The sequence below is a fragment of the Leptospira ainazelensis genome, from assembly GCF_016918785.1.
In the GTDB taxonomy this organism is placed as follows: domain Bacteria; phylum Spirochaetota; class Leptospiria; order Leptospirales; family Leptospiraceae; genus Leptospira; species Leptospira ainazelensis.
This window is the reverse complement of sequence record NZ_JAFFPT010000079.1, coordinates 425,817-443,284: the sequence shown is the minus strand read 5'-3', so window position 1 is coordinate 443,284 and position 17,468 is coordinate 425,817. Positions and strand designations below refer to the sequence as shown.

Annotated in this window: 18 protein-coding genes; 17 read left to right on the top strand and 1 reads right to left on the bottom strand. The window is 43.3% G+C overall.

What is annotated here, in order from left to right:
- The first annotated feature begins 19 nt into the window (after window positions 1-19).
- The 9 genes from JWG44_RS20880 to JWG44_RS20840 all read left to right on the top strand — a co-directional run bounded on the left by JWG44_RS20880 (window position 20) and on the right by JWG44_RS20840 (window position 8,219).
- Window positions 20-667 carry an ABC transporter ATP-binding protein gene (locus JWG44_RS20880; protein ID WP_205276978.1) on the top strand — a complete coding sequence of 216 codons (648 nt, stop codon included), beginning with the start codon at window positions 20-22 and terminating at the stop codon, window positions 665-667.
- Entirely contained in the window at window positions 639-1,310 is a 672-nt protein-coding gene (locus tag JWG44_RS20875; protein ID WP_205276977.1) for a heme exporter protein CcmB, read from the top strand. Before JWG44_RS20880 ends, JWG44_RS20875 begins: the two co-directional genes overlap by 29 nt.
- A gap of 47 nt (window positions 1,311-1,357) precedes the next feature.
- A complete protein-coding gene (gene ccsA, locus JWG44_RS20870; protein ID WP_205276976.1) occupies window positions 1,358-2,050 on the top strand; it encodes a cytochrome c biogenesis protein CcsA in 693 nt (230 codons plus the stop codon).
- Window positions 2,051-2,057: 7 nt separating this feature from the next.
- Window positions 2,058-3,191: a PP2C family protein-serine/threonine phosphatase gene (locus tag JWG44_RS20865; RefSeq protein WP_205276975.1), complete on the top strand. Its 1,134-nt coding sequence runs from the start codon at window positions 2,058-2,060 to the stop codon at window positions 3,189-3,191.
- Window positions 3,188-4,054, top strand: a complete 867-nt coding sequence (locus tag JWG44_RS20860; protein ID WP_205276974.1) for a phosphoribosylaminoimidazolesuccinocarboxamide synthase — start codon at window positions 3,188-3,190, stop codon at window positions 4,052-4,054. Before JWG44_RS20865 ends, JWG44_RS20860 begins: the two co-directional genes overlap by 4 nt.
- Window positions 4,030-4,278 carry a phosphoribosylformylglycinamidine synthase subunit PurS gene (purS, locus tag JWG44_RS20855; RefSeq protein WP_004425658.1) on the top strand — a complete coding sequence of 83 codons (249 nt, stop codon included), beginning with the start codon at window positions 4,030-4,032 and terminating at the stop codon, window positions 4,276-4,278. Before JWG44_RS20860 ends, purS begins: the two co-directional genes overlap by 25 nt.
- Window positions 4,275-4,934, top strand: a complete 660-nt coding sequence (purQ, locus tag JWG44_RS20850; RefSeq protein WP_205276973.1) for a phosphoribosylformylglycinamidine synthase subunit PurQ — start codon at window positions 4,275-4,277, stop codon at window positions 4,932-4,934. Before purS ends, purQ begins: the two co-directional genes overlap by 4 nt.
- Window positions 4,935-5,365: 431 nt before the next feature.
- Entirely contained in the window at window positions 5,366-6,721 is a 1,356-nt protein-coding gene (locus JWG44_RS20845; protein WP_205276972.1) for an ion transporter, read from the top strand.
- Window positions 6,722-6,839: 118 nt separating this feature from the next.
- A complete protein-coding gene (locus JWG44_RS20840) occupies window positions 6,840-8,219 on the top strand; it encodes a cyclic nucleotide-binding domain-containing protein (protein WP_205276971.1) in 1,380 nt (459 codons plus the stop codon).
- 186 nt (window positions 8,220-8,405) lie between these two features.
- Here JWG44_RS20840 and JWG44_RS20835 read toward each other — a convergent pair whose 3' ends face one another.
- Window positions 8,406-9,368 carry a hypothetical protein gene (locus tag JWG44_RS20835; RefSeq protein ID WP_205276970.1) on the bottom strand — a complete coding sequence of 321 codons (963 nt, stop codon included), beginning with the start codon at window positions 9,366-9,368 and terminating at the stop codon, window positions 8,406-8,408.
- Between the two features lie 153 nt (window positions 9,369-9,521).
- On the opposite strand from JWG44_RS20835, the gene JWG44_RS20830 reads away from it, so the two are divergent.
- From JWG44_RS20830 to JWG44_RS22580, 8 genes are all read left to right on the top strand, one after another.
- Window positions 9,522-10,766, top strand: a complete 1,245-nt coding sequence (locus JWG44_RS20830) for an EAL domain-containing protein (protein ID WP_205276969.1) — start codon at window positions 9,522-9,524, stop codon at window positions 10,764-10,766.
- Between the two features lie 926 nt (window positions 10,767-11,692).
- The gene (sufC, locus tag JWG44_RS20825; protein WP_205276968.1) at window positions 11,693-12,460 is read left to right on the top strand and encodes a Fe-S cluster assembly ATPase SufC; all 768 of its coding nucleotides are present in this window, start codon (window positions 11,693-11,695) and stop codon (window positions 12,458-12,460) included.
- Window positions 12,461-12,466: 6 nt separating this feature from the next.
- Complete coding sequence (gene sufD, locus JWG44_RS20820) at window positions 12,467-13,663, top strand: Fe-S cluster assembly protein SufD (protein WP_205276967.1); 1,197 nt, start codon at window positions 12,467-12,469, stop codon at window positions 13,661-13,663.
- On the top strand, window positions 13,660-13,971 hold the full coding sequence (locus tag JWG44_RS20815) for a non-heme iron oxygenase ferredoxin subunit (RefSeq protein WP_205276966.1): 312 nt from the start codon (window positions 13,660-13,662) through the stop codon (window positions 13,969-13,971). Before sufD ends, JWG44_RS20815 begins: the two co-directional genes overlap by 4 nt.
- Window positions 13,972-13,976: 5 nt before the next feature.
- Window positions 13,977-15,218, top strand: a complete 1,242-nt coding sequence (locus tag JWG44_RS20810) for a cysteine desulfurase (protein WP_205276965.1) — start codon at window positions 13,977-13,979, stop codon at window positions 15,216-15,218.
- The gene (gene sufU, locus JWG44_RS20805; protein WP_205276964.1) at window positions 15,202-15,636 is read left to right on the top strand and encodes a Fe-S cluster assembly sulfur transfer protein SufU; all 435 of its coding nucleotides are present in this window, start codon (window positions 15,202-15,204) and stop codon (window positions 15,634-15,636) included. The genes JWG44_RS20810 and sufU overlap by 17 nt, the downstream gene beginning before the upstream one ends.
- 347 nt (window positions 15,637-15,983) lie before the next feature.
- Entirely contained in the window at window positions 15,984-16,307 is a 324-nt protein-coding gene (locus JWG44_RS20800; protein WP_205276963.1) for a metal-sulfur cluster assembly factor, read from the top strand.
- A 157-nt stretch (window positions 16,308-16,464) separates the two neighbouring features.
- On the top strand, window positions 16,465-17,358 hold the full coding sequence (locus JWG44_RS22580) for a DKNYY domain-containing protein (RefSeq protein ID WP_205276962.1): 894 nt from the start codon (window positions 16,465-16,467) through the stop codon (window positions 17,356-17,358).
- Window positions 17,359-17,468 lie beyond the last annotated feature (110 nt).

Here is a 17,468-nt window from a genome sequence, read left to right as displayed (position 1 = left end):
CATCATAAGAGGAATCGGTTTGCCATCTCAAGAACACGCGCTTCTCGTCTGCAAAGATCTATCTTATTCTATCGGAAAAAAACAGATTCTCAAACAGATCTCCTTCTCTCTTTTCCGGGGAGAATTGATTCTTCTCCGAGGCGACAACGGCGCCGGAAAAACAACCCTTCTTCGAAGTATTCTCAACCATCTCCATCATAAAGAATCCTTTTCTTTTTCGGATTCGAATTCTAAAAAGCCGCAGATCTCCTACTTGGGTCACGAACTCGGGCTTTATACTTCTCTAAGTTTGGAGGAGAATCTTCGTTATTTTCTCTCGATTGCAGGAATGGAGTTTGCCGGGGAAAAGGTGGAGTTCCTACTTCGGTCTTTCAAACTCTGGACGCGGAGAGAGGATCCGATCTTTACATTCTCCAGAGGAATGAAACAAAAGGCCGCTCTGATTCGCGCGCTCCTCACGGGCGGAGATTTGATTCTTCTGGATGAACCTTTTACGGCCCTCGATCGAACGGGTTTGGAAATTGCAGTTCGTCTCTTGGAAGAATATTCTAAAAATTCTGCGGTCCTCATGGTGACTCACGATCCTGGAATTCCTTTTTCCCAAAAGACTACAACCTGGAACCTCAAGGAGGGAAAAATTGAAACTTCTGCTTTCTCTTCTTTATAAGGAGTTCCTACTTTTAGGAAAGGCTCTCAACGGAATCCTCTCCGTCGTAGTTTTGATTACGTCGATCGTATTCATCTTTAATTATGCCCTCGAACAGACGGGAAAACTGGACCGACAAACCTTGATCGGAATCAAATGGTCGGTCCTCTTTCTCACTTCTTATGTTTTTATCGGTCAGTCGGCTTGGGAAGAGAGGGAAAGTGGGGGAGGGAGAATCAGCTCTCTCTTTCTTCCGATCTGGATGCGATTTCTTTCAAAATCTCTCGCGGTCTTTTTCGGCCTTTCGATCGCGGCATTCTACTTAATGATTTTATTATCCGTTTTTTTTCAGGCCTTCCCTTTGGGAATCCGGGATCTGACCGTGAATTTGATTTTTCTCCTTCCCGGAGTTCTTTGTATTTCCTTTCTCGGAGTTTCCCTGAGTCATATCAGTGATTCTTCCCGATTAAAGGAGATCCTACTTCCGCTCCTCATGATTCCTTTTACGATTCCGATTCTTCTCTTTGGAATGGAAGCCGAAAGAAAACTCGAAAGACTTCCCGTTTTTGATCCGATCCCGGGACTCGCCATCTTACTTTCGTTCTGCGCTTTTTATGCGGGAATCGGAATTCTACTTTTAGAACTTTCGGGCGACGAACCCTGAAGAATCTTCTTGATTCTGCCGGCATTCTCTCGAATACTCTCTTTCGTATGAAGATCCGAATTGCACATCCCGTTTTCGACTGGATTTTATCAGCAATCTTTCTTGTCGGTTTTCCGACGGCTGTTTTGATTTCTCTCAATTATCCGAACGTGATTCTCCAGCAAGGAATCGCTCATAGAATTTTTTACTTTCACGTTCCGGTCGCGTGGGTAGCCCTCTATGGTCCGATCTTCTCCCTCTTTTTCGCCGTCCTTTATCTTTTGAAGAAGGAACCAAAGTGGGATCTCCTATCGCTCACTGCCAATCAGATCTCACTCCTCTTTGCGACGGGGGTCATTTTCTCCGGAAGAATCTGGGCCTACAGCGCTTGGGGAGTTGCTTGGGACAAAACCGACGCAAGACTTCAATCCTTCACCGTACTCTTTATCAGTTTGATCGCCTATTTTGTCTTTAGAATCCTCATCACGGATTCTTCTAAGAAAAAAATATTTTCTTCTTTCTTGAGTATCCTCTGCGCGGTCAATGCGGTCATCACTTGGGGAGCGATCCGTTGGATGGACAATCCCGGAAATCATCCCGAATCCGTTCTTGGAAAAGGGGGAATGGATTCCGACATTCGTCAGAGTTTTTGGTTGGGAGTTCTCGCGTATCACATTCTCTTTTTAGTCTTATTCCGTTTTGCATATCGTCTTGCAAAGATCGGCGATCTCCGCGAAAACCTCCCGGAAAGAGAAGAGTAAAAAAACATTGTCCTCAGCTCCGGATTACAGTCAACATACGGTTCTAGCGGTCGATGATTCCGAAATCAATCTAAAGCTAATCGTACATACTCTCAAACCTCTCGGTTTTCAAATTTTTACCGCTGAATCCGCAGCCGAAGCGAGAAATATTCTTATAACGAATCGAATCGATATTCTTCTCTTGGATGTGAGCATGCCCGGCCAGGACGGATTCTCCTTTTGTAGAGAATTGAGAGAGATCGAAAGATTCAAACTTCTCCCTATTCTTTTTATCACCGCGATCAGCAGAGAATTGGGTTTTGACGAAGCGATCTCTCACGGAGGGGACGACTTTATTCACAAACCCTTTCAACCCCGGGAATTGATCGCAAAGATCCGCGCCTTTATAAGAATCAAAATTCTCCAAGACGAACTTTTCGAACAAAAGAGAAACTATGAAAGAGAATTGATCATGGCCCGCAAGGTTCAACAGGAACTCCTTCCCGAAAAGGATCTTATCTGGAACGGAGTGAGTTTGAGCACGATCTTTCAACCTCTCATGCAGATCGGCGGAGATTACACGGACGCCTGGATCGAAAACAATTCTCTTCATATTTTTATCGCGGATTGTTCCGGGCACGGTCCTTCCGCGGCGCTCCTCGCGGCGATGTTGAAGATGCAAGTCTCTAGTCTTTCTCCGGATCAAAATTTGAGGGAGAAGGTGAAGACACTTCGTCACAATTTGGAAAAAATTCTTCCCGAAGAATTTTCGATCACTTTTTTTTACGGGATTCTTCACAAAGATCTTATATTCGAATATTCGAATGGAGGTCATCCCGCTCCCATGCTCTATCAAAACGGAAAGGTCACTACTCTTCCCGGAATGGGACCTCTGATTATTCCGATCGAACTCAACGTAAGCGAAGAATTCAAAACGATTCAATTTGAGAAGGGCGCTTACCTTCTTCTCTACACGGACGGCGCGACCGAAATCGCCGATAAAAGTATGAACATTCTCGGAGAAGAACGTCTTAAAAAAATCTTTGAAGAAGAAGTTGTAAAGAGCGGAGACATTCTCGGTTCTATGATGGATTCCATTCTTGCACATTCCGAAAGACGCACAAATGACGACGATATCGCTATGATGGTTTTGAAATTATGAATTTACCGAATCCTTCTTATAAGGGAAAAGTCCGAGACATCTACGACCTCGGTGACAAATTAATCCTGAGTTCTTCCGATCGAATTTCCGCATTCGACGTAGTTTTTCCCCAACCCGTTCCGGACAAAGGAAAGGTTCTCAATCGGATCTCCACTTCCTGGTTTGAATATTTTAAAGACATTCCCAATCATATCCTCGAAACCGATGTGAAGAATTTTCCTCCTCCGTTTCAAAATCATCCTGATTTGGAAGGAAGGTCTGTTCTCGTAAAAAAATGCAAACGAATCGACTACGAATGTGTGGTTCGCGGTTATATTTCCGGTTCGGGTTGGAAAGAATATAAGGACGCGGGAACTCTTGCTGGAATTGCTCTTCCAAAAGGTTTGAAAGAATCTCAGAAATTACCCGAACCCGTTTTTACTCCTGCGGTGAAAAACGACGAAGGTCACGACGAGAACATCTCGGAGAAAGAGATGGAAAATCGAATCGGAAAAGAACTCTTCGGAATTCTCAGAGAAAAATCGATTTCCATTTTCTTGCGCGCCTCTGAAGTGGTAGATAGGGCGGGAATCATTCTCTGTGATACCAAGTTTGAGTTTGGGATCTTGGACGGACAGGTCATCCTGATCGACGAGCTTCTCACTCCGGATTCTTCCCGGTATTGGTCTGCGGAAACCTATTCTTTAGGAATTTCTCCACCGAGTTTGGACAAGCAGATCCTCCGGAATTATCTCGAAACTACGAACTGGAACAAGATGCCTCCGGCTCCCGATCTCCCGGAAAAACTCATTTCCGAGTTGAGAGAAAAATACCAGAAGATAGAGGATCTCATACTTTCATGTACATCGCAAAAATCCAGGTAGTCCTCAAAGAATCCGTTCTGGACCCGCAAGGGAGCACGGTGAAAAAAGTTCTCTCCGAAGTCGGAGAAAAATCGGTTCAAGACGTGAGAGTCGGGAAATACATCGAACTCAAGATCGACGCTCCGAACGAAGAAGCCGCGAGAAAAGACGTAGAAAGACTCTGCGACAAAATTCTTGTAAATCACGTAATCGAAACATATTCCGCTAATATTCAAAAAATATGAAAGTTGCCGTTATCACGTTTCCCGGTTCCAATTGCGACGCCGATATTTATAGAGTTCTAAGAGATCAGTATAAGGCTGAAGTCGATCGTATTTGGCACAGAGATCAGTTGGAAAAAAAATATGAACTCGTGATTCTTCCGGGCGGTTTTTCCTATGGAGATTATCTTCGTTCCGGTGCGATGGCCGGTTTTTCTCCAGTGATGAAATCCGTAAAAGAACACGTTGATAAGGGCGGAAAACTTTTCGGAATCTGCAACGGTTTTCAGATTCTTACCGAAGCTGAGTTTTTACCGGGCGCTCTTACAAGAAACAAAACTCTGAAATACATCTGTAAAACCGTGACCTTGAAAAAAGGTTCCGCCGGTAATCCGGTGACTTCTTCTCTGGATCCTCAGAAAGAATTGAGAATTCCGATCGCACACGCGGACGGTTGCTACTTTGCAACCTCCGATGTCCTCAAACAACTCGAAGACGAGGGGAGAGTTCTCTTTCGTTATTTTGGGGAGAATCCAAACGGTTCTCTGGATGCGATTGCGGGAATTACCTCGAAGAATTTCAAGATCGCGGGAATGATGCCTCATCCGGAAAGAGCGATGAACTCCGTTACGGGAGAAGAAGACGGAAAGGTCGTCTTGGATCTGATTCTCGGAGCCTGAGGATCTTTAGAATTGGGAGTTCCTACTTTTGTGGGGGGTTCCAAGGAATTGAAACGTGAAAAACGCGTTTCCCCCGCGAAGAAAAAGAGGGAGATCCTACTTTCATTGGATTCACAAATCGATTTTTAACTTCTTTCTCGGCCTTTCCCAGAGGAAGCTCGTTGGACATAAGTCCTTCTCGAAACCAAAATGTGGGAACTCCCAGTTTTTCTCTCTAAGAATTCACCCGCAGGCTTCAAAAGTAGGAACTCCCAGTTTTCAACCCCAAAAAACATTGATAAATGTTAACTTTGAGAACCGGAGGGACGAATTATAAATTATTTCATTCTCAAGTCTATTCCCTAGGATAGGGAAACGCCCGACTTTCCCCCGGAAAGAAAACGAATTCCGAGGAGAAAAAAAAATAAAAAAAAGGAGCGGAGAAAAACCGGATGAGCATGTTTCATGTGGACAACAAACGCAGAATCTTCTGGGACATCTTGATCTTTGTCTGCATTCTATACGCATCCGTCGAGTCTCCTCTTAGAGTAGTCCTCTCATACAAACAAGGATTTGTCGTAACCGCTCTCTATCTCTTTGTGGATCTCCTCTTCTTTGGAGACATTCTTTTGAACATCTTTTCGCCCGAAGACGTTCAGGGAAAATGGATTCACATACAAAAAAAGACGATTCTAAAGTATTTCAAAACTTGGTTTGCCTTTGATTTCCTTGCCGCTTTTCCATTTGAGATCGTTGTGGAAGGGATTTTCGAAGTGGATCTTACCACACATCCTTTTTTATATCTTCTTTTTGGAATCACTCGTATTCTAAAAATCGTCCGTATCCCGGGAATTCTCTATAGACTGAATCTTGCATTCAAACCGGCGCCCGGAATTCTAAGATTGGTGCTCCTTCTTTTTTGGATCAGCGTAGTCGCGCATTGGTGCGCAATTGGATGGTTGTATATTGACGATCTGGATTCCGTCGAAACCGGTATCGATCAATATGTGAAAGCTCTCTACTGGACCATCACAACCCTAACAACGGTAGGATATGGGGATATCGTTCCAACGACAACGCATCAAAGGATATATACGATCTTTGTAATGCTTACGGGAGCTCTTTTTTACGCGACCGTGATCGGTAACGTCGCAAGTATCCTCGCCAATCTGGATCTCGTCCGAGCGACAAAACTTCAGAGAATGGCTCAAGTAGATTCGTTCTTAAGAGCGAGAAAACTTCCCTTTTGGCTTCGGAGAAAAATTCGAGATTATTATATGTATATCATAGAAAGGGGATGGGGGGAAAACGAAAAAGAATTGTTAAGCGACCTTCCGATATCCCTTCAAAGGGATGTAAGAATACATCTTCACAGAGAATTTTTGGAAAAGGTGCCTTTTCTAAAAGGGGCAGATTCTTCGCTTGTAACAAGTCTCATCTTCTCATTAAAACATCACGTTTTTCTTCCGGGAGATATCATCTTTCATAGGGGAGATATCGGTCATAATCTTTATGTCCTCAGTGAAGGTCATGTCGACGTCTTGTCTCCGGACGATTCCAAAGTGATCGTAACGCTCGGAGACGGCCAATTTTTTGGAGAATTAGCCTTGGTCACCGCAGAACCGCGTTCCGCGACGATCCGTTGTACTTCTATCTGCGAGATCTATACTCTCAGCAAAGAGGATTTTTTGGAAGCTCTGAGTTTATATCCGGGATTTCGAGACGCGATGCAGGAAAGTCTTCGGAAACTCAACGTCAAAATGGATCTCAGTAGAACGTTTCAGAAAAACAAAGATTCCCATTCTTAAATAAATTCTTTTTAAAAAAACCTTTTTGAGCTACTATAACGCTCTCCAAAGACGTCGGATTCGGAAAGAAAAAATTTCGGTCTTTCTTCTTTGGTTCTCTCAAATGGAGAAAAAAGAAATGAGCATGTTCCGCGTCGATAGTAGAATCAGAATTTTTTGGGATCTTTTGATCTTTATATGTATTCTTTACGCATCCGTCGAGTCTCCTCTTAGAGTTGTTCTCTCTTACGAGCAAGGACTAACAGTAAACGGTCTCTACATTGTAGTCGATCTTTTGTATTTTGGAGATATTCTTTTCAACATCTTTTCTCCGGAATACGTAAAAGGCGAATGGATCTATGTGAGACGCGAAACCATCGTCAAGTATTTCAAAACTTGGTTCATCTTTGATTTTGTAGCCGCGTTTCCATTCGAAATCGCGGCGCAGAGGATTTTTGGAATCGATTTTTCCTTACATCCATTTCTTTTTTTACTCTTAGGAATCACAAGAATCGTAAAGGTGGTTCGGATTCCCGGGATTCTTCATAGACTCAATCTTGCGTTTAAACCGGCTCCCGGAGTTTTGAGATTGGTCCTTCTTGGATTTTGGATTACGATCGTAGCCCACTGGTGTGCGATCGGTTGGTTATACATGGATGATTTGGATTCTCTTCGAACGGGTTGGGACGAGTATGTAAAGGCCTTCTATTGGACCGTAACAACTCTTGCCACCGTCGGTTACGGAGATATCGTTCCCGTAAATACAAACCAGAGAATCTACGCGACTCTCGTTATGATGCTCGGCGCGGGTGTTTATGCGACTGTCATTGGAAACATCGCGAGCATTCTCGGGAATTTGGATTTAGTAAGAGCGGCGCAGATCAAAAGGATGTCTCAAGTGGACTCTTTTTTAAGAGCGAGGAATCTTCCGTTCGGAATTCGAAGAAAAATCCGAGATTATTATATGTATATCATGGAAAGGGGATGGGGTGAGAACGAGAGGGAACTTTTGAGCGATCTTCCGGTTTCCCTTCAGAGGGACGTAAAGATTCATCTTCATAGAGGGCTTCTCGAAAAAGTTCCTTTTTTACAGGGAGCGGAACCTGCGTTGGTAACGAACCTAGTCTTTTCCCTGAAACATCATATTTTTCTTCCCGGAGATATTATATTCCATAAAGGTGATATAGGTCATAACCTTTATATCCTGAGCGAAGGAACCGTAGAAATTCTCGCGCTAAACGAACACGACGTAATTGCGACCTTAACGGAAGGCCAATTTTTTGGAGAACTTGCTCTCGTAACGGAGGAGCCTAGATCGGCGACGGTGAGATCCGTTTCTATTTGTGAAATTTACACTTTGAGCAAAGAGGATTTTTTCCACGCCTTGAATTTATATCCCAGGTTTAGGGACGCAATGACCGTAAATTTGAAGAAGAGAAGAAAAAAAAACCAACCATTGAAAACTAAGAAGGAAGAAAAAAAAACAAAAGGAAAGAAATATTCAAAAAGTAGAATATGAAAAAGGAATCGAATCGAAGGGAAGAAAGGTTCTTAAGAATTGAAAATGATTCCTTGTCTCTAAAATCGAGGTCGAAATTCTAAAAATAAAATAGAATTCTATTTTATCCGACAAACAAAACGGCGTTGAAAAAAAACACTTGAAAACGGGCTTCAGTCCGTTCGGGATACGATCGAGGAAAAATCTCTAAACTTCCAAGATTGCAAAACCCTTCTTGATCGTTTCCTTCTTGTTTCCGAATCGAATCTTTCCCGAGATTTTCCCTTCCACTCTTTCCATGGGAATTTTTTTTCCTAAAAAACCGGAAATGATCCGAGGAACGGTTCGAATCGGGGTCACCGTCAGTTCGATTTGATCGGAAGGATCGTGAAGAACATAGGACAGGGATTCTTTTTTAAAAGTCGCGGATTCTAAAAATGTGGGAACTCCATTTCTCCAGAGAAGAATTCCCGTATTCTCGTTGAGGTTGAGACGAAAAGAATTCTTCGCGTTTGCGTTTCCGTAAATCCGGGATTCCGGGATAAAAGACTGATTGCTAAAACCGGAAGTCACGCTGTAAGAAAGTTTTTCGGAAGAATCCAAACTCCAAGTCTCTTCGTCCAGAGCGAGTTGACCTCTCACGGAAAGATCGGGAGAGATTAGACGGAAGAGCCAGTCTTTCCCGGATGTTTCGAGAGAAGAGACCGGTTTGTGCACCTTTTCCGTCGTGCTCACAAGAGCGTCCAATTGAAGATTCAGATCGGTTGCGAGGATGGAAGAATGAGTATATCCCTGTTGGATCGTGTCATCCAAACGAAAATTGAATCTCTGATTTCCCTGGGTAAAACTCCAGTATCCGTTTCGAAACGTTCCTCTGGATAAGAACTCTTTGCCGGAACTTCCTTCCCATTCAAAATCTCTAAACTTGCCCGACTCGGTGAACCAGAGGTTTAGAAAAGCGCGGCAGGCGCCCGGACCCCGAAAAATACGGAGCGTTAAAAGAAAATCATCTGTAATCAAATCGACTAAAACGGAGTCTATTTTTTTCCAGGAAGAGATGAAAGAAGACTTATACTCTCTGGAATTATCGATTCCAAGAGTTCCTAGATAGAGACCAAGATTGGGTTCTAGTGTTGAAGGGTTGAGAAGATGGCCGATCGCCTCTTTCATGCAAGAATACCTTTAGAATTGTCAGTTTTTTCGAACGTTCATAAAAAAAAAGAAGAATGTGGTCTTTCCTTCCTCTTAATTTGAATCTTTTTGTACGGAATTTTGCTTGCCGGACGCGAGTTTGCGGATTCCATAAAGAGAATCTAAACGATCATGTTATACAGCCAGGATACAAGCAACATTCTCTCTTATGGGGAGAATTACTACCAGCCCCACTATCAACCGATCCTGGAAGTCACCAATTGTAATATAGTCGGATACGAAGTTTTAGGAAGATTCTATTCTCCCGAAAAAAACGAATATCGTTCCTTAGGATATCAATTTCACAATCCCGAGTTGGATACGGTTCGTTTGATTCAGATCGATCGTCTGATCCGAGAAAAGGCGATTCGACATCTGAAGGATACGGGAATGAGAACCAAACTTTTCCTGAACATGATGCCGAACTTTCTTTCTATGATTCATACCGGAGACGTTCTGGATCTTAAGAGACTACACGTTCTCAATCTGATAGAAAAATATGAAATTTCACCTTCCGACGTAGTCCTTGAGATTACGGAGGATAAGTTTGACGGAAGTATAGAAAAACTTCTCTCGATCGTAAACGTTTTTAAGGACTACGGATTTAAGATCGCCGTCGACGACCTCGGAGTCGGATTCTCCAATTTGGAAAGAATCGGTTATATTCATCCTGATATCATGAAGGTGGATATCAAGATCATGAGAGAAAGTTTAAACCGAAGATCTTTTAAGAACGTTCTCAGCGCGATCGCCGATATGTCGCAGAAACTCGGCTCCGATCTTCTTTTTGAAGGAATCGAAACCGAAGAAGAATTGCATCTCGCTCTTTCGATGGGAGCGAACCTTTTGCAAGGTTTTTATTTTTCAAGACCTCAGGTAGAGTTCCAAGATAAGAAACAATTCAATCGAACTCTGAGAGACACTCTCGAAAAATTCTCCGGCTTAAGATTTATGGAACTCTTGGAAGAATTTCAGAAAGGCCAAGCCGTGATCGACGCTTTGGGAGAAAAGTTGGAAGCGCTGAGACACAACGGTAAAGAAGATCTTCCCGTTGTGTTGCATCTGATGCTTCCTAATCTTCCTTCCGAAATTCTTTCCGTCTTTGCCTGCGACATCTTCGGTTATCAGATTACTCCCACTTATTTTCGTTCTCATCCCGGAGAGGATTGGGATTCGGATCTGACCGAGATCGGGAACAATTACGCGTGGAGACCTTTTTTTATACGCCACAAAGCAAAGGTCGTTCAGAATCACGCAAAGTGGACCGTAACGGAACCGGTCTATGACATGGATCTTCATAAGCAGGTTGTAATCTTTACCTACACTCTGAGGGATAATTATATTCTTATCATTAAGATGGATTGGGAAAGGGTTTGAGAAAAAAGCGATTCTTGGACCTTCCAAAAATTCCATTCTAATTTGTTTTTTTCCTGATGCGGAGACGTTTAGGGAGAATCGGTAAATTTTGATTTCTGGACAATTCTTAAAACGTGGGAACTCTCACACTCGAGTTTCTTAAACAAAGTAGGAACTCCTGAAGCGAAAGTTAGAATAAGAAGAGGCTCTCCTCAGATAGAATTTGACCTCAAATGTAGGATCTCCTAAAAACTCGGGACATGTTGTTTTGTGTGAAAGACGTCTTTAAAAGGATCGTAAAAATACTTTAAAATTGATTTCGATGTGGGAACTCCCCTAAATAGTCGGAATCCTCCTTTAGAAGATTAAAGTAGGAACTCCCAAGTTCAAAGATGGACAATAAAAGAAGGAGTGAGATTCTTCTCTTGAACTGAACTCGGTCCTTAATGTAGGATCTCCTAAATAAAATAGGTGATCGACCCCTCTAAGGTAAGAATTGTTTTAAAAAACATCTTTCGCGGGAACTCCCCAAAAATCTAACAAAGGTCCTCAGTGGGAAAAAGAAGAAATCCTAATTCCACGGTCAATTGGGAGGATTTTCATTTATGTTCCAAAAAAAATCCCAAATCGATCCCAACTTCCCGAGAAAAGGGAATCTCCTCAAAAGTAGGAACTCCCATGCAAAAAAACGATCCATTCTAAAGAGGTGTTTTTCTCTGTAGAAGGAAAACAAAAAAGTAGGAACTCCCAAGACACTCCTCAAGACCTATTTTCTCTTTCCTATTGATCTCTCCCTACGGAAAAAAACACTGGTAGAATAGGGATCAGAGGAAAGAGACGGAAGCGACTTTCTCAACGAGAGCTATCGGGAGAACCATTCCCTCCCGCAAACGATCGCAACGAAGAAAAACTCGCAATCCCGCTATCCACTGAAAAAAGGTGCTTTTGTGACCGAGATTTTAAAGATCCAGGACCTCAGGGCAGGAATTCATACCGGAGATTCCGGAGAAATCAAAGAAATCGTAAAGGGTGTCAATCTCACGATTCGATCCGGAGAAGTTCACGCCATCATGGGTCCGAACGGATCCGGAAAGAGTACGCTCTCGAACGTCATCATGGGACATCCGAAATACCAAGTCCTTTCGGGTGATATTCTCTTTGAAGGAAAATCCATACTCGGACTTCCGACCGACGAAAGAGCGCGGCTCGGAATCTTTCTCTGCTTTCAATATCCTACGAGTATTCCCGGCGTAACGATCGGAAACTTTTTAAAGACGATCGTAAAATCCGTTCGAGGAAAAGATCTTCCCGTAAAGGAATTCAGAAAAGAACTCAAACAAGGAATGGCCGATCTCGACATTCCCGAATCGTTTAGCTCCCGTTACGTGAACGACGGATTCTCCGGAGGAGAAAAAAAGAGAAACGAAATTCTTCAAATGAGTCTCCTCAAACCGAAACTATCGGTTCTCGACGAGACGGATTCCGGACTCGATATCGACGCGCTTCGAATCGTAAGCGAAGGAATCAACAGAAACAAAACGGCGGAACGTTCGATTCTTCTCATCACACATTATCAGAGAATGTTAAACTACATCACTCCGGACTTCGTTCACGTCTTTGCAAAGGGAAGAATTTTGAAAACCGGAACCAGGGAACTCGCATTGGAACTCGAAGAGAAAGGATATGATTGGATCCTTGCAGAATCCGGGGACTAAAAGCAAGTGTCCTTAGAAACACAGTTTACAACTTTTCTCTCAAAAAGTAAGGAACCTCAGTCGCTCCAAGATTTTCGGAAAAAAGTATTTTCCAAATTTTCCACACTCTCGATTCCGAGAACCGAAAACGAATCCTGGCGCAAGGTTCCTCTTTCCAATTTTCATCCTGAAGAATTTTCGGATTCTCCCGATGAAAACGCGGTTTCGATCCGCGCACAAAAAGAAGTAAAAATCATCAGATCGGAAAAACTTTCCGGAAAAGAACTCGAATTCTTTCTAAACTCTCTCGAAAACACATTCCAAAAACAGAATATGGAATGGTTTACCCTCCTCAGTCTTTTTTCTTTCACTCACGGGATTTATCTCGAAGTAGGCGAGGACCAAATTCTTACCGAAGAAATCGAAATCAAGTTTCGGTTGGAAAAGGAATCGAAAATTCTTCCTTTGGTCGTCGCCAAATTCGGCAATCATAGCAAGGCGTTTTTAGCGGAGCGTTACGAATGTTCCGAAGAGGAAAACTTCAAACTCTTCCAAGGGCTTACGATCCTTCAGAGCGGAACCGGAACAAAACTTTCTTATGCCGGAATCGAATCCTTCGGTTCCAGCGTATTCCATTTTCAGAATCTATTCTCCGATCAAAAAGAGGATTCGGACGTAAAGATCTCGAAGGTCACACCCGGCGGATACAAAGGAAAAAATATTCTTCAAGTGGAATTATCCGGGAAAGGCGCGAGGGCTCGGGTTCTCGGGTTGGCTCCGATGGCCGGAAGGGAATTCCAAGATTCCGAAGTGAAGATCATTCACAGGGAAAGTCATACGGAAAGTTCAATCCTCTATCGAGGCGCGTATTTAGAAAAAGCCCATCATATCTTTACGGGGAATCTCCAGATCCCGAACACGTGCAAGGACGTGAACGCGATCCAGATCAACAACAACCTTCTTCTCGATCGAACCGCGAGAGCGGAATCGATTCCAAAATTGGAGGTTTATGCGGAGAACGTAAAGTGTGAACACGGAGCGACCGTAGGAGAGATCGACGAAGATCAATTGTTTTATCTCGCTTCCCGGGGAATCGACGAGGACGAGGCGAGAAGAATGATCGTGGACGGCTTTCTGGGACAAGTGATCGGCGAAATCGAATCCGAAACGATCAGAGAAGAATTGTTCGTACTCATCGCGAAAAAGGTCGAGGGAGAATTATGAGCTTTCGAAAACTCGCAAAACTTTCCGAAATCGAAAACGGGAAAGTCAAAGTAGTGGAAACAAGATATAATAGAATCGGGATCACGAGTTTGGAAGGAAATCTTTACGCATTCGAGGACGTCTGTACACACGACGGAGAAGCCATCTCCGAGGGAGAACTCTGTGGAGACGTAATCACATGTCCAAGACACGAGGCTCAATTCTCCATCAAAACCGGAAAGGCGCTTTGTATGCCTGCGGTGGAGGATCTCCCCGTATATCCGGTGAGAATCGTAGGTGACTCAATCGAAGTGGATCTGGAGAATTGACATATATGAGCTTCTCTTCTGAAAGAATAAGGACCGATTTTCCGATCTTAGGAACGATGATGAACGGCAAACCGCTCGTCTTTTTGGACAGTGCGGCGAGTTCGCAAAAACCTTTTACGGTCATCGATCGGATTGAAAAATACTACAGAGAAGAAAACGCAAACATCCACAGAGGAATCTATTATCTTTCGCAAAAAGCCACGGAAAAATACGAACTCAGCAGAATTCATCTTTCTCGATTTATCGGAGCTCAGTGCGCTAAGGTTTGTATCTTTACGAGAAATGCGACCGAATCCATCAACTTAGTCGCTCAGACTTGGGGAAGAACCCAGATCAAAGAAGGGGACGAGATCGTTCTCAACGAACTCGAACACCATTCCAATATCGTACCTTGGCAGATGTTGGCCCAGGAAAAGAAGGCGATTCTAAAATTCATACCTCTGAACGAAGACGCGACGCTGGATCTTTCCACCCTAAACGAAATCATAACCGCCAAAACAAAGTTAGTCGCCGTTTCCCAGATGTCGAATGTGACGGGAACGATACACGATATCGCGACGATTCAAAAAAGAGCGAAGGAAGTGGGAGCGAAGGTTCTTGTGGATGGAGCGCAGGGAGTCTGTCATCTTCCCGTGAATATGAAAGAGATGGACTTTGACTTCTACGTATTCTCCGCTCACAAGATGCTCGGGCCGACCGGAGTCGGAGTTCTTTATGCAAAAGAAGAAATTTTAGAAGAAATGCCTCCTTGGATGGGAGGGGGGGATATGATCTCTCAGGTGTTCAAAGAGAGATCGACGTATGCGGAACTTCCATCTCGTTTGGAAGCGGGAACTCCGAACATAGCGGGAGTGATCGGATTCGGATCGGCGATCGAATATCTCGAAACGATCGGGATGAAAGAAATCCGAAATCATGAACTGGAACTTTTGTCTTATGCACTCGATCGATTGGATGATTTCGGAGGACTGGAACTCTACGGACCGACGGATCTTTCCAAAAGAGGAGGAGTAATCTCCTTTAATTTTCCGGGTGTACATCCACACGACGTGGGAACGATTTTGGACGAAGAAGGAATTGCGATCCGAGTCGGACATCACTGTGCGCAGCCTTTTATGGCGTTCAAAAATATTCCGGGGACCTGTCGCGCGAGTCTTTACCTTTACAATACAAAAGACGATATCGATCGGCTGATCGAGGGTCTAATTAAGGTAAAGGAGATATTCTCCCGTGTCCTTAAGCGATAGTCTTTACAAAGAAGTCATTTTAGATCACTATCAAAATCCCAGATTTCGAGGGAAACTCGAACCTGCGGACTTGTATGAACACGGGGTCAATCCTCTTTGCGGAGACGAACTTGAACTTACGATCAATCTGGAAGGAGAAAAAATCTCCGAGGTCCGGGTAAACGGGAAAGGGTGTTCCATATCGCAGGCTTCCGGATCCATGATGGCGGAATCGATCCGGGGGAAGACCGTCTCCGAAGCGGAAAGGATTCTTTCTCGATTTAAGGAAATGATATTGGAGAACAAGGATCCCAAGTTTGAAGAAGAATTGGAGGAACTGGAATCCATGGAATCCGTGAAAAAGATTCCGGCGAGGATCAAATGTGCGGTTCTCCCTTGGAATACTCTGGAGAGGGCGCTTTCCAAGATTCCAAAGTGAAATCGAATTCTTCCGTGAAAGATTTTAAATTTTTGGGAGTTCCTACTTTAGTTTTAAAAGAGAACCGATTACGAACGTAAGAAACATCGGGTATGAGGGCGGTTCCGCGTTGCGGACCGGGCTCGCGGCTCCAGTCAATCCATTGACTCTTCTTCTCCGTAGAGAAAACCGCGCCGAATTCCAATGGATTGACTCCGCCTTGATCCCTACCGCATTGAAGATCGGGATTTCGTTTTTGAGAAATCGGCTTTTACATCGAAAAGTGAAAATCTTGGGAGTTCCCACAACGGTTCTTTTGGGAAACAAAGTGAGTCCTTAAAAAAAACAAAAAAGGAGGGGCCAAAAAAATGTTAGAAGCTCCTACAAACTCGTTAGAAGAACAAATCTACGAAGAAGTCAAAAAGGTAGAAGATCCCGAGATCGGAATCTCGATCGCGGAGCTCGGACTTATCTATAGAATCAAGGTCGAAGGAACCAAAGCAAAGATCGATATGACATATACTTCGATGGCCTGTCCCGCAGGACCACAGATGAAACAGGACGTCATCAATCACACCCTTCGCGTGGATGGAATCACCGAAGCCGAAGTGGAAGTTGTCTGGATTCCGAAATGGGATCCGAGAGAAATGGCAACCGAAGACGCGAAAATGGACCTAGGAATTTTCGATTAAAAAATCCTTTTATAGAAAACCGCAAAAACTCCAAAGAAGAATCCGGCTTTTTACCTCCGCAACAAAACAGGCGGTTAGAACGTTAGTTTTTCTTGAAACGTTTTGAAACTCTCGAATCCGCATTCTAAATTTTAATAAAATAGAATATATCAATTATATGAAATACAGATCGTTTTTAGTTGTTCTCTTTTTAGTCTCCTGTTCGAAAGGATATCATCATAAATACTGGATTTTCCCCTATTACGAAGACCACAAAATCGATACGAGTGAAAGAAAAAATTTTGAGATTATCGACAGAGAATATGCAAAAGACGAACGGACCGTTTATTACAAAGAGACGAAACTGCCCGAGGTCGATCCTGAAAGTTTTCGAATTCTGGGAAACGGATATTCTTCGGATCGGAAGAACGTTTATTACGTAACGACGAACTTGAATCTCAGAACGAATTCACCCAAAGCCTGGTTGATAGTGATTCCTCTTGATTTAAAGATTTGGACCGAGAAGGAGATCGTATTTTTCATTTTGGAAAAGGCAAAGCCGGAAAGTTTTCGAGTTCTGAGCCGCGAAGGAAGTAGGACCGACTATGGGATGGACGGAAAACGCCTTTATTATACGGGAACGAGCATCGATGAGGAGGCGGAATCACCTTTGTTTCTCGATTCTTTTTATTACGAAGTTCTAAAAACTAAAACCGCAATCTACTATAAGGGAAAACGGATTCCCGAATCGGAACCAAAGACGTTTATCCTTTTTGATCACTATGCAAAAGATCGGAAACGATGTTATTACATAGATCCATCGGATCTATCGCCTTTTTCCTGTTCGACGGAAAGTTTTGAGGTGCTGAAATATCCGAACCCATTGGATACGAATCTTTCCATGGATTCCGATTACGCAAAGGACTCGCGAAATGTCTATTGGCAGGGGAAAATCATTTCCGGAGCGGATTCCAAAACGTTTCATTTGGTTTCCGGGAGGTCGGAGTGCGCGGATTCCGGAGTTTGTGCAAAGGATCGAAATCGAGAATACAAAAACGGAGAAACGTTTTAAAAAAAATCTTAGACGAACGATTCTTAATTCTTTCGTATTGATAAAATTTATTTCTACGAATATCGAAAAAAAGGATTTAACTTTTGTGAACCGAAATTCTCAAAATAAAA

Coding starts and splice junctions, on each gene's coding strand:
- ccsA (WP_205276976.1), top strand. CDS start 1,358: ATGAAGATCCGAATTGCACATCCCGTTTTCGACTGGATTTTATCAGCA.
- JWG44_RS20860 (WP_205276974.1), top strand. CDS start 3,188: ATGAATTTACCGAATCCTTCTTATAAGGGAAAAGTCCGAGACATCTAC.
- purS (WP_004425658.1), top strand. CDS start 4,030: ATGTACATCGCAAAAATCCAGGTAGTCCTCAAAGAATCCGTTCTGGAC.
- purQ (WP_205276973.1), top strand. CDS start 4,275: ATGAAAGTTGCCGTTATCACGTTTCCCGGTTCCAATTGCGACGCCGAT.
- JWG44_RS20845 (WP_205276972.1), top strand. CDS start 5,366: ATGAGCATGTTTCATGTGGACAACAAACGCAGAATCTTCTGGGACATC.
- JWG44_RS20840 (WP_205276971.1), top strand. CDS start 6,840: ATGAGCATGTTCCGCGTCGATAGTAGAATCAGAATTTTTTGGGATCTT.
- JWG44_RS20835 (WP_205276970.1), bottom strand. CDS start 9,368: ATGAAAGAGGCGATCGGCCATCTTCTCAACCCTTCAACACTAGAACCC.
- JWG44_RS20830 (WP_205276969.1), top strand. CDS start 9,522: ATGTTATACAGCCAGGATACAAGCAACATTCTCTCTTATGGGGAGAAT.
- JWG44_RS20815 (WP_205276966.1), top strand. CDS start 13,660: ATGAGCTTTCGAAAACTCGCAAAACTTTCCGAAATCGAAAACGGGAAA.
- JWG44_RS20810 (WP_205276965.1), top strand. CDS start 13,977: ATGAGCTTCTCTTCTGAAAGAATAAGGACCGATTTTCCGATCTTAGGA.
- JWG44_RS20800 (WP_205276963.1), top strand. CDS start 15,984: ATGTTAGAAGCTCCTACAAACTCGTTAGAAGAACAAATCTACGAAGAA.
- JWG44_RS22580 (WP_205276962.1), top strand. CDS start 16,465: ATGAAATACAGATCGTTTTTAGTTGTTCTCTTTTTAGTCTCCTGTTCG.